Consider the following 12,520-nt stretch of genomic DNA (forward strand, 5'->3'; position numbering starts at 1 on the left):
AATTATTGAATCAGAAATCAATAATCAAAAACCTAAATATTTGTCACTCATGCTTAGATGGACCGTAATATTTCTCGTTATCGCTATCGTGGCCGGGATCCTCGGATTCGGTGGTATAGCAGCAGGCGCAGCCGGAATTGCTAAAATTCTTTTCTTCGTATTCCTCGTTCTCTTCGTGCTAAGCTTATTAAGCCGCGGTGTCGGGCGATCCTGACGACTTCCGGAAATACAACAAATGAAAAAAGCGGACTCGATGTCCGCTTTTTTCATATTCGTTATTCCCATTCGATGGTAGCCGGCGGCTTCGAAGAAATGTCGTACACGACTCTGTTCACCCCTTTTACCTTATTGATAATGTCGTTGGAAACTTCCGCGAGGAAATCGTATGGCAAATGCGCCCAGTCGGCAGTCATACCGTCGACAGAGGTTACCGCACGCAGCGCAACCACGCGCTCGTACGTGCGCTCGTCGCCCATTACGCCCACGCTCTGTACGGGAAGGAGCATTGCACCCGCCTGCCAAACGTCCTTATAAAGATCCCATTTGCGGAGACCGCCGATGAAGATCGCGTCTACTTCTTGTAGGATAGCAACTTTCTCAGCAGTGATTTCACCCAAAATACGGATCGCCAGACCTGGTCCCGGGAACGGGTGGCGGCTGAGGATCTTCTCGTCGATACCCAATGTACGTCCAACCGCCCTTACCTCGTCTTTAAACAATGTATTCAGCGGCTCTACTACTTTCAGTTTCATGAAATCGGGCAAACCACCCACGTTGTGGTGCGATTTGATCGTCGCCGAAGGTCCTTTCACCGAAACGGATTCGATCACGTCAGGGTAAATAGTACCCTGTCCGAGCCATTTCACGTCTTCGATCAAATGTGCTTCCTGGTCGAAAATATCGATGAACGACTTGCCGATCGCTTTGCGTTTCGCCTCGGGGTCAGAAAGTCCGTTCAGCGACTGGTAAAAGTGTGATTTAGAATCCACACCTTTGATATTAAGGCCCATATCCTGGTAAGAATGGAGCACTTGCTCGAACTCATCCTTACGCAGCAGACCATTATCTACGAAAATACAATAGAGGTTTTTGCCGATCGCGTGGTGAACCAGCGTAGCAGCTACCGTGGAATCCACACCACCCGACAACGCCATTACGACTTTATCGTTGCCCAGCTTCTGGCGGAGCTGTTCAATCGTATGTTCTACGAAAGAGTCGGAAGTCCAGTCCTGTTTGCAGCCGCAAATGTTCACTACGAAGTTATGCAGCAACTTTTTACCTTCGGTAGTGTGCGTCACCTCGGGGTGGAACTGGATACCATATGTGAGTTCATCCTCCACCTTAAATGCAGCCACTTTCACCGATTCCGTAGAAGCGATCACGTGGAAGTTCTGCGGCGCACGAACGATCGTGTCGCCGTGCGACATCCACACCTGCGACGATTCCGACAAACCGGCCAGCAGCGAAGAATCGGTATCATCGATTTCCAGCTTCGCACGGCCGTATTCGCGGTGTTGCGAAGGTTTCACTTCGCCGCCCAGCTCCTGTGCGAGCAGCTGCGCGCCATAGCATACGCCCAGCAGTGGCAATGTTTTGCGGAATTTGTTGAGATCAACCCGGGGAGAATCCTCGTCCCTTACCGAACAGGGGCTACCTGAGAGAATGACACCTTTGACGTTGGGAGTGAGTTCGGGGAAGTTGTTGTATGGGTGGATTTCACAATAAACATTCAGTTCGCGAACTCTGCGTGCAATTAACTGGGTGTACTGTGAGCCAAAATCTAAAATCAGAATTTGTTCAGTCATATATATGCTATCTAAAACGCAAAGGTAGGGAGATTGGAGGAAAACCAAAAAACGAAGTTGAAACTTCGCCACTTTGGACGTTCAAATAGCTATTTAACCGTTTAAACTTTTTTCCAGCCAATATGCAACTTCCTTTTATCCCTTTGTATCTATAAACCGAAAGATAGACACACACCACTTATATAACATACACACCTTTTATGTAATCAAAGGTTCTATGCTATACCAAGTACCTATCTTTGCAGTGTACCTAATGGAACAACACACCCCGGGTACGCTGACCTTTTAACTATTAGCCATGAAAATCTTAATGAACCTAACTGCAGCGCTGCTGCTGGGCAGTGGATTTGTGCACGCACAAGCTCCCCAGCCTCTTACCGGAAAAGGAAAAATCACCGGCGCGGTGCTTGATGAAAAGTCACAACCGTTCCCGTTTGTGAACGTCCTTCTGCTACAAGCCAAAGACTCGGTGCTCGTAAAAGGGCTTGCGGCCGACGAGCAGGGCAAATTTGCATTCGACCAGGTTGCAGCCGGCAAATACCTTACGCTGATCTCGATGGTAGGTTACCAGAAAGCATACAGCGAACCATTTAATGTAAAAGACGCTCCCGTAAACCTTCCCACTGTCAGCCTGAAATCGGATATCAAATCTCTGAGTGAAGTGACAGTCGTAGCGAAAAAGCCTTTCATTGAGCAGGAAATCGACAGGACGGTGGTGAATGTGGAAAACAGTATTGTTTCCGCGGGCGCAACTGCATTGGAAGTACTCGAACGTGCCCCCGGCGTGACGGTGGATCAGCAGAACGAGCAATTGAAACTGCGGGGTAAGGAAGGGGTGATTGTTCAGATTGATGGAAAGCAGACTTTTTTATCTCAACAGGAACTCATTACACTCCTGCGCAACACGCCGAGCGATAATATCGAGAAAATTGAATTGATCACGAACCCTTCGGCGAAATACGATGCTGCCGGTAACTCGGGGATCATCAATATTAAAATGAAGCGCAATAAAAACTACGGCACCAATGGGAACATCAACCTGGGTGGCGCGTGGGCGAAATATGGTCGTGCGAATGCAACCGCGACGCTCAACCACCGGGCCGGAAAAATCAGCACTTTCATCAGCGGAGGCGCTTTTTATAACAAAGGATTTAACAACAACGACATTTACCGCACCATTCCTTACGAGGATAAAGTGACGATTTTTGACCAGCACACCGAGCGCATCAACAGATCGGAATACTATAATGTACGTGCCGGCCTTGATTACTTTGCAACGGACAAAACTACCGTGGGCGTACTGGTTTCCGGTTTCTATAACGATTGGAGCAACCCATTCGGACAAACCAATACCCGGATCCTGAACGAAGACCAGAGCCTGCAACGGACATTCCGGACCAACGTTTTCAATGGCGGCAAGATGAACAATATCAGCTCCAACGTAAACCTGAAACACCAGTTCAACGACAAAGGAAAAGAACTGACTTTCGACCTCGACTACGTGCACTACGGCGGCAAAAAGAAAAGCGACCTCGATACCCGCTATTTCAAAGCGGACGGCACGCCGGACGAAGCAGCCACCGAAATGGTCCGCAACGACATGCCTTCGGACATCAATATTGCGATGGCGAAACTGGATTACACCCAGACAATCGGCAAAGGCAAGTTCGAAACCGGTTTGAAATCGAGCTATGTGACTTCGGATAATGATATGGTGTTCGAAACTTTTGTAGACAGCTGGCAATTCGATCCAAAACGCTCGAACCGCTTCAAATATACCGAGAACGTGAATGCAGCTTATGCGAACTATGCCGGTGCTATTTCAAAGAAGATCAAATACCAGTTGGGCGTTCGTGCCGAGCACACGCATTCGATCGGCAACTCGATCACGCTGAACCAGAAACGCGACAGAAATTACATTAACTTTTTCCCAAGTGTATTCCTGTCGAACCAGTTGGATACCAATAACGTGCTCAACCTTTCGTACAGCCGCCGGATCGACCGCCCGAATTACCAGTCGCTGAACCCGTTCGAGTTTTATCTGGATCCGTACACATTTCAGCGCGGCAACCCGAACCTGAGACCACAATATACGCATTCGTTCCAGTTGGTACACGTTTACAAGAACGCATTAAACACGACGCTGGCGTACAGCCGCATCAAGGATATGATCGCAGACGAGCTGCCTCAGCAGATTGCGTCGGAGAACAAAACTTTCGTGACTTCGGACAATCTTGACAACCAGGACAATGTAAGCCTCACCGTCTCATTCCCGATTCCGGTAACGAAATGGTGGCAAGTGCAGGCGAACTTTACGGGTGTGTACAACCATTACAAGTCATATTACCTGGAACAGCAACTGGAAATCAAGCAGACATCGTGGAACATGTACGCCAGCAACCAGTTTACGATTGGTAAAGGATGGTCCGCCGAGCTCTCAGGATGGTATAACAGCCGCCAGTTCTACGGCTTGTACGCAGCCCGCCCGATGGGGATGATCAATGCAGGTTTGCAAAAGAATATCCTGAACAAAAAAGGAACGATCCGTTTCAATGTGAACGATATCTTCTGGACCAACCGCTTCAACGGTACCGCGGTGTACAAGGATATCAATTTCAAAGTGCGTTCCGAATGGCCTAGCCGCCAGTTCAGACTGACCTTCACTTACAACTTCGGCAACCAGAATGTGAAGGGTGCCCGCCAGCGCAACACCGGTTCGGATGATTTGCAGAAACGCGCAGGAGGCAATTAAAAGCGGAATTCCGGCCGAACGAGGCCAGTGTTCATAAATTAGTTAGGTTTGTTATGCAGAAAATCCATCCCGCGATGTGCGGGATGGATTTCTTTTTTGATATAAACCTAATAAGTGAAATGCTTATGCTTGCAGCGCGGCAACACCCGGAAGTACTTTACCTTCCATGTATTCGAGCAATGCGCCGCCACCGGTTGAAACGTAGCTCACGCGGTCGCCGTAGCCTGCATTGTTGATCGCAGAAGCGGAGTCGCCGCCGCCGATCAATGAGAATGCGTCGTTGTCTTCGGTTACCGATACTACCGCCTCAGCGATGGCGTTGGTTCCTTTCGCGAAGTTCGGGAACTCGAATACGCCCATCGGGCCGTTCCAGAGCACGGTTTTTGATTTTTTAATGATATCAGAGAAAATCTCGGCAGTTTTCGGACCGATATCGAGGCCTTCCCATTCATCAGGGATGCTACCTGCTTCAACAACTTTGCGATCTGCGTCGTTGGAGAATTTGTCGGCGATTACCGTATCCACCGGCAATACCAGGTTGATCCCTTTCGCTTTGGCTTTTTCGATCAGTTCAAGCGTAAGATCCTGCTTGTCTGCTTCGAGCAGCGACTTACCGATGCTTCCGCCTTGCGCCTTGGAGAATGTATATGACATACCGCCGCCGATGATCAGGTTATCCACTTTATCCAGCAGGCGTTCGATGATCAGGATTTTGTCGGAAATTTTCGCACCGCCCATAATCGCCGTGAAAGGTCTTTCTGAATGTTCGAGCAGACGCTCTGCATTATCCAGCTCCGCTTGCATTACATAACCGCAAACTTTATCCTTAAAAAACTTACCGATTACAGCTGTGGAAGCGTGCGCGCGGTGTGCGGTACCGAATGCATCCATTACCCACACGTCACCGAGTTTAGAAAGTTTCTCAGCGAACTCTTCGTTACCTTTTTCTTCTTCTTTATAAAAACGCAGGTTTTCGAGCAACAGAACTTCTCCCGGTTGCAATCCAGCCGCCAGCTCCTTAGCGCTCTCGCCAATGCAATCGTCGGCAAACTTCACGGTTTTGCCCAGAATGAGCGAAAGCGGGTTTACCAGGTGTTTCAGGGAATACTTTTCGGTTGGACCGTCCTTGGGGCGACCCAAGTGTGACATTAAAATGACGGAACCGCCGTCATTAAGAATCTTGCTGATTGTAGGAATGGTCGCACGGATACGTGTATCGTCCGTGATCTCAAATTTTTCATTAAGCGGGACATTGAAATCCACGCGAACCAGGGCTTTTTTCCCTGAAAAATCATAAGAATCTAATGTTGTCATGGGCAGGTAAAATTGTTTTCCATAGAGAACAAATGTAAATCAATTTCTTAATTATATACTATGCTTTTGAGAGAAGGCGGCGCGCTTAATAGCTATAATCCTATTTTTACCTTTCATTTTTCTATAAAAACAGTATTTAACCAAATTTTAATATAAACCATCCCGCACCTGCCGGCATCGCACTTTTCACCAGTCGAAACCTCTAATCACTCATTCAAAATTGAACATTCACTCATTCAGTCATTCAATCATTCAATCATTTTTTTGGTAACTTTATTTCTTCATCAACTAAAAAAGTACCCATTTTGTCCGCCGAGTTAACCGATCCGTTCGCCCAGGAACAGGTGTTCCCCACGGATTTACCGCCCAAGTACTATCTCGAATATTTCAATTACGTACTCGCGTTCGTTCGCAAGCGCTACGCACACATCCTGCACGAGAGCGAGCTGGAATTCCTGGACAATTACGAGTCGCTTTCCGAGGATGCGCAATGCCTTTTCATCCGTTTCAGCAACCGCAGCAAATCGTTTTTCCGTACCAACAGCCTCTCCTACTCAGAAATCGAGGACATGCCTGCAGTACTCACCGAACTGCTCGAACGTGATTTCATCGAAACGCTTTGCGAAGCCCATGAAAGCCGTTTCGGGGAAGTAATCGACCTTTTCACCAAACCTGAATTGCTCGAAGTCACCAAGCTGCTCGAACCGGACGTAATGCCTTCCAAAAGCATCAAAAAGCCCGATCTGGTTCGCTGGCTGCTGCATGAGTACGATTTTGGTGTGCTTTGTGAAGTGCTCGGCGAAATGGAGCCGGTCGTGAAAGTGTCGTTCGAAGCGGAGGTGATGCTGATGAAATTCCTCTTTTTCGGTAATCGCTACGCCGATATGACCGAGTTTGTCGTTCGAGACCTCGGCCACGTGCGGTTCCAATCGTTTGATGAGCAGTATTTGTCCATTCAGTTCGATACACGGAAGGATGCGGACGATACATTAATGGTATCGTTGATGAAAGAAACTTTCGACGTCATCAAGCAGGACCTTCCGCCCGAAGAAATCTACGACTGGTTTATGAACTGGCAAGCCGCAAGCGGCACTGGTCTTAGCCACAAGGCATTACCCTCATTCAATTCATTTATATTAAAGGTAAGCGCGTGGTTGGAACGTAAGAAAATGCTCTCGCAGGCGCTCACCATTTACCAGCTCACCAACGACGCCCCCGCCCGCGAGCGGCGCGTGCGATTGCTTTACAACCTGGGCGAAATCGACGAGGCATTAGCATTATGCGAGGAAATATCCGAAAGCCCGCAAAATGCCGACGAGCGCTTTTTCAGCCTCGATTTTTATGAAAAGATCAAAAACAAAAAAGCCCGGACCGTCAAAAGGACGACCCAGGCTTTGAAGGCTGCCGAAGCGATTGAAGTACCTATTTCGTATCGTTTCCGCGTGGAATTCGGTGCGATCGCTTACTATCAGGAGCAGGGTTACAATGCATTTTTCAGCGAAAACGAGCCGTGGCGTGCATTGTTCGGATTGCTGTTTTGGGACATTATCTATGATACCAATGTGCAAACGATCCATAATCCGCTGCAACGCATTCCGTCCGACTTTTTCCTACCCGATTTCTATTTCAAACGGTCGGAGCAGTTGAAGGAACGGCTCGCCGCCGCCCATTCGCGGGAAATTATCGACGAGCTCGTCACGCAGACATTTACAGACAAATACGGCATTACCAATGTGCTCGTGCCGTGGTATGACGGCGCATTGGAAAAGGTATTGACATTAACTTCCCTTTTAAGCCCCGAAAAGATCCACAAGATCATGCTGGAAATGGCGCTGAATCTCCGTGAAAATACCCGCGGCTTTCCCGATCTGCTCGTTTGGAACGACGACGACTATGCATTCATCGAGATCAAATCCCCTACCGACCACCTTTCGTCGCGGCAGCTGCATTGGCAGCATTTCTTTGCCGAGCATGGCGTGCAGAGCCGGATCGTGCGGGTGAATTGGATCAAAGAGGATATTAGTCTAATATAAACTCGGCTGTTACCGGCAAGTGGTCTGAAGCATATTGCTCGTCGATCACCTTGGTATTCCTGCTTTTGAGTTCCCCCCCCTGCTTATGCATGATGAAATCGATGGCCTTTTTCGGTGCTTCCACGGGGATCGTCGGCTTGCAGTCGGTGCAGGAGCGCGTGAAATATTTATCAAAATAAGCGATTACCGGACTTTCAGGTGTTGCGTTGAAATCGCCGCCGAGGATCATCGGCAACTCTGTTTCTCCGAAATGCTTCACAATAGTTTCAGCTTGCAGCAGGCGGTTAGGTTCTTTCAAGCCCAAATGGGTGCTGGCGAAGATCAGCTTGCGATTATCCGGCAATTTCACGGTTACCGCGGCGATCGTGCGGTCTTCCTCCTTCAATTCCGGGCGGATGGGCAATGCAAACTTTGCTGAATCGACGATCGGGAACTTGGTGAGCACAGCCACGCCGTAATCGCCGCCCTGGTGGTCGATCGCTTTGGAAAAATAGAATTTCATGCCCGTTAGGGCGGCCAGTTGCTGCGCCTGGTTCTTGCCCTTACCGGAGCGTTCGGTATTCACATCCACTTCCTGCAATGCCACAAAATCGGGCTTTTCGGCATTAATCACCTTCGCAATTGCCTCCACATCGATCTTGTCCCCGGCCGACGGCGGGTTGCAGTGGTGGATATTGTAGGTCATCACTTTGAAGCGCTGCTTTTTGGCAGGCTGGTCGGGTAACGTACCGCCTAGCACGTTTACGGACAGGAGCATGAACAGGGGAAAGAAATACTTTTTCATCGGTGGTACGAAGATTAAGGTTAATAATGCGCCAAAAATAGCAGTTGAAAACCAGAAATAATCCCGCCTGATAACCCGTTTGGGTTTATCGTCCCATCAAATCTCGACCCGAAGGGCATTTTTCACTATCATTACACATTCATTAACAATCCTCGCTTCATGAAGCTAAGAAAACTCCTATTCGCTGCGGCCGCGCTCACGGGCCTCGGCGTCGCGCATGCGCAAACCAGGCCTGAGGATGTGAAAGGTTTCACGCTGGCCAACGGCATGAAATTTCTCGTCCTGGAAGACCATTCCATCCCCACCGCGAACATGTACCTTTTCTGGAAGGTCGGCTCGCGGAACGAGGTGCACGGCATTACCGGCCTCTCCCACTTCTTCGAACACATGATGTTCAATGGCTCCAAAAACTACGGTCCGAAGCAGTTCGACCGGGTAATGGAAGCAAACGGCGGTTCCAACAATGCGTACACGACCGAAAATGTGACCGTGTATACCGACTGGTTCCAGAAAGATGCCCTGGAAACGATCTTCAAACTCGAATCCGACCGCATCGGCCACCTTACGATCGACCCTAAAATGGTGGAAAGCGAGCGCGGCGTGGTACTTTCCGAGCGCAGTACCGGACTCGAAAACAGCAATTACCGGCTCATAGGTGAGCAGGTACAGTCAGTCGCGTTCCAGGAACATCCTTATATGTTCCCTGTAATCGGCTTTGAGTCCGATATCAAGAGCTGGACGCAATCCGATCTGGAAAACTATTTCAAAACTTACTATTCACCCAACAATGCGACCGTCGTGGTGGTAGGTGATATTAAATATGATGAGGTCAAAAAACTGGCCGATCAATACATGGCACCGCTTCCAGCTCGGGGCCTGCCGCCGAAGATCCGGACCATTGAGCCGCCACAGAATGGCGAGCGCCGCGTGACGACTTATAAGGACATTACCACACCCAACATTCTCCTCGCGTATCACGTGCCAGAAACCGCCCATGCGGATTATTATGCATTGGACCTGTTCAGTAGCCTGCTAAGCTCGGGTAACTCTTCTCGGCTGGTAAAATCGCTGGTAATGGACACCACCATCGCTTCCAGCGTTTCAACAGGGCTTGATAATGGCTTCGACCCTACCCTTTTCGCCGTTTTTGCAGTAGCCGGCGACAATGTCTCTGCGGCAGACCTCGAAAAAGCCATCGAAAAACAGATCGATATGATTATTCAGAATGGCGTAACCGACGCGGAGCTTCAAAAAGTGAAGAACCAGAAACTCATGGAGTTTTACCACACGCTCGAAACCATCAATGGAAAAGCCAACAGTCTCGGGACTTACGAGGTGTTTTTTGGTGACTATAAAAAGATGTTCGAAGCTCCCGAGAACTACAAAAAGGTCACCGTGGACGATATCAAACGCGTAGCAGCGCAGTATTTCACCGAGCGCAACCGCACCGTAGGATACCTGCTTCCTGAAAAATCGAAATAACAGCCATTCAAATTCATATTGGAATGAAAAATATCCTGATTCTGGTATTCGCCCTGTGCGCATTCGCGGCAAAGGCGCAGAACAATTTCAAAGTCCCGCCTTACGAGACATTCAAACTTAAAAACGGGCTGACGGTGTACCTGATGGAGCAGCATGAGGTACCGCTGATCAACGTTTCGGCCGTGTTCGATGCCGGTGCGATCAACGATGGCCTAAGTTACGGTCTCGCCAGCCTGACCGCCGATGCATTGCTTTTCGGCACGCAGAAATACACCAAAGCGCAAATCGAGGAAATGACCGATTACGTCGGTGCCAGCCTCTCCACCTATGCTTCCAAAGACAATGCGGGCCTTGCGGCTTCATTTGCTGTAAAGGACCAGGACAAGCTTTTTGAGCTGATCCAACAAGTACTCATCCATCCGGTTTTCGACGCTACCGAATTTGATAAACACAGACAGCGCACGCTGCTCGAACTCGCCCAGGCGAAAGAAAGCCCGCGCTCGGTGATCGGCAACTATTACAATGCATTCCTGTTCGGCAATTTCCCCTATGCCACACCGACGACGGGCAGCAAATCGACTGTCGAGAAAATCGATGTGGCGGCGGTGAAGGCATTTTACCAAAGCAACTACACCACGGGAAAGGGAGCTATTTCGATCGTCGGTGATTTCAAGGCGGCGGATATGAAGAAAAAAGTAACGGCATTGTTCGGCGAATGGAAAACCGCGCCTGCCAGAATGGTAAAACGCGTGGCGCCCAACCTGGAATTTGACAAAGCCCGCGTGCTGCTCGTGAACAAAGACGACGCCCGCGAAACCACATTCATGATCGGCGGCAAGGGGATCGATTACAATTCACCGGATTATGTACCTGTGGTCGTGATCAACACCATTCTCGGAGGCAGATTTACCTCATGGCTGAATGACGCGCTGCGTGTCAATTCGGGTCTCACCTACGGCGCAGGCAGCCGTTTTACCCGCTACAAGTACGCAGGTACTTTCGGTATCAGCACATTTACTAAAAACTCCACGACCATTCCGGCGATCGACATGGCGCTGAGCGTGCTGGACAGCTTGCATAAAACCGGTATTAATGAGGAAATCCTCGCATCCGCGAAAGCGTACGTGAAGGGCGATTTCCCGCCGGATTACGAGTCGGCCGGCGCTTTGGCGAGGCTGCTGACGGATATGTTCACGTACAATTTTGATGAAAGCTTTATCAACACATTCCAGGCAAAAGTGGATGGCCTGACGGTGGCGCAGGCAAAGAATATCATTGCCACCTATTTCCCGAAAGACAAGCTGCAATTCGTACTTGTTGGCAAGGCTTCGGAGATTAAGGAGCAGGTCAAAAAGTACGGCGAGCTGAGTGAAAAGCAGATCAAAGCCGACGGGTTTTAGTATATCAATCACAGTATTACCTTTTGGCAATACCTATCTAAAACAATCAACGAGATGACGATGAAAAAACTAATCGGTCTGGGCTGTCTGGCGGCTGCATTGCTGGGCGGAAGCGACCTTTTTGCGCAGGGCAAGCCGGTGTACACCGCACCAATCGGCTTACAGGCATATACTTTCCGCGGCAGCTGGGGCAAGGGCATCGAAGCGACGCTCGATACCATCAAATCCCTCGGTGTGACTGAAATGGAGGGCGGCCCCATTGCCGGCATGACCACCGAAGAGCTCCGCAAGCAGCTCGACAAGCGCGGTATCGCCATGCGTTCCATCGGCGCCGACTACAAGAAATTGAGCGAAAGCACAGCGCAAACCATCAAGGACGCCAAAATCCTCGGTGCCAAATACGTGATGGTAGCCTGGATTCCTCACGAAAAAGGCAATTTCAACCTCGAAACAGCGAAAAAAGCAGTAGCTGATTTCAACAAAGCCGGCAAGGAGCTCAAAGAAGCAGGCATTTCGCTCACTTACCATAACCACGGCTACGAGTTCGTGCCTTACGAGGATGGTACGTTGTTCGATTATATTGTTAAAAATACTAACCCGGAATACGTCAACTTCGAAATGGACGTCCTCTGGACCGCATTCCCTGGACAAGACCCGGCGAAACTGCTTTTGAAATACCCTACAAGATGGAAACTGATGCACCTCAAAGACCTGAAAAAGGGCGTAAAAGGCGACCTCTCGGGCGGTACACCTACCACGAACGACGTAGCATTAGGCACCGGCCAGATCGACATCCCGGCGACATTGAAGGCTGCCAAGAAGGTAGGAATCAAGCATTATTTTATCGAGGATGAGAGTCCTTCGTACCTGAAACAGATCCCGCAAACTATTGCTTATATTAAGAGTATTAAGGAATAATAATAGGGAGGACGGAGGAAAGGGAGGAAGGA

General features: G+C 49.4%; 9 protein-coding genes. 6 read left to right on the forward strand and 3 right to left on the reverse strand.

The genetic code is table 11. The annotated features are described in order from the left end of the window. The first annotated feature begins 49 nt into the window (after positions 1-49). Positions 50-214, forward strand: a complete 165-nt coding sequence (locus J2Y43_RS22455) for a DUF1328 family protein (protein ID WP_223403679.1) — start codon at positions 50-52, stop codon at positions 212-214. Positions 215-275: 61 nt separating this feature from the next. Here the strand turns inward: J2Y43_RS22455 and guaA are convergent, their stop codons facing one another. Next, on the reverse strand, positions 276-1,805 hold the full coding sequence (gene guaA, locus J2Y43_RS22460; RefSeq protein WP_309987102.1) for a glutamine-hydrolyzing GMP synthase: 1,530 nt from the start codon (positions 1,803-1,805) through the stop codon (positions 276-278). 310 nt (positions 1,806-2,115) lie between these two features. Between guaA and J2Y43_RS22465 the strand changes: the two genes are divergently transcribed. Further along, positions 2,116-4,557, forward strand: coding sequence for an outer membrane beta-barrel protein (locus J2Y43_RS22465; protein ID WP_309987099.1), 2,442 nt, complete (start codon positions 2,116-2,118; stop codon positions 4,555-4,557). A gap of 123 nt (positions 4,558-4,680) precedes the next feature. Here J2Y43_RS22465 and J2Y43_RS22470 read toward each other — a convergent pair whose 3' ends face one another. After that, entirely contained in the window at positions 4,681-5,871 is a 1,191-nt protein-coding gene (locus tag J2Y43_RS22470; RefSeq protein ID WP_309987096.1) for a phosphoglycerate kinase, read from the reverse strand. Between the two features lie 305 nt (positions 5,872-6,176). Between J2Y43_RS22470 and J2Y43_RS22475 the strand changes: the two genes are divergently transcribed. Further along, positions 6,177-7,904: a VRR-NUC domain-containing protein gene (locus J2Y43_RS22475; protein ID WP_309987093.1), complete on the forward strand. Its 1,728-nt coding sequence runs from the start codon at positions 6,177-6,179 to the stop codon at positions 7,902-7,904. Here the strand turns inward: J2Y43_RS22475 and J2Y43_RS22480 are convergent. Beyond that, positions 7,891-8,688 (reverse strand): endonuclease/exonuclease/phosphatase family protein, encoded by a 798-nt coding sequence (locus J2Y43_RS22480; RefSeq protein ID WP_309987089.1) that lies wholly within the window; start codon positions 8,686-8,688, stop codon positions 7,891-7,893. The two genes, J2Y43_RS22475 and J2Y43_RS22480, sit on opposite strands and share 14 nt — an antisense overlap. 159 nt (positions 8,689-8,847) lie before the next feature. Between J2Y43_RS22480 and J2Y43_RS22485 the strand changes: the two genes are divergently transcribed. The 3 genes from J2Y43_RS22485 to J2Y43_RS22495 are packed head-to-tail and all read left to right on the forward strand — an operon-like array spanning position 8,848 to position 12,488. Then, positions 8,848-10,170: a pitrilysin family protein gene (locus J2Y43_RS22485; protein WP_309987086.1), complete on the forward strand. Its 1,323-nt coding sequence runs from the start codon at positions 8,848-8,850 to the stop codon at positions 10,168-10,170. 23 nt (positions 10,171-10,193) lie between these two features. Beyond that, positions 10,194-11,570 carry a pitrilysin family protein gene (locus tag J2Y43_RS22490; RefSeq protein WP_309987082.1) on the forward strand — a complete coding sequence of 459 codons (1,377 nt, stop codon included), beginning with the start codon at positions 10,194-10,196 and terminating at the stop codon, positions 11,568-11,570. Between the two features lie 60 nt (positions 11,571-11,630). Continuing rightward, positions 11,631-12,488 carry a sugar phosphate isomerase/epimerase gene (locus J2Y43_RS22495; RefSeq protein ID WP_309987079.1) on the forward strand — a complete coding sequence of 286 codons (858 nt, stop codon included), beginning with the start codon at positions 11,631-11,633 and terminating at the stop codon, positions 12,486-12,488. The last annotated feature ends 32 nt before the right edge of the window (positions 12,489-12,520 follow it).

Source organism: Dyadobacter sp. BE31 (assembly GCF_031457695.1).
In the GTDB taxonomy this organism is placed as follows: domain Bacteria; phylum Bacteroidota; class Bacteroidia; order Cytophagales; family Spirosomataceae; genus Dyadobacter.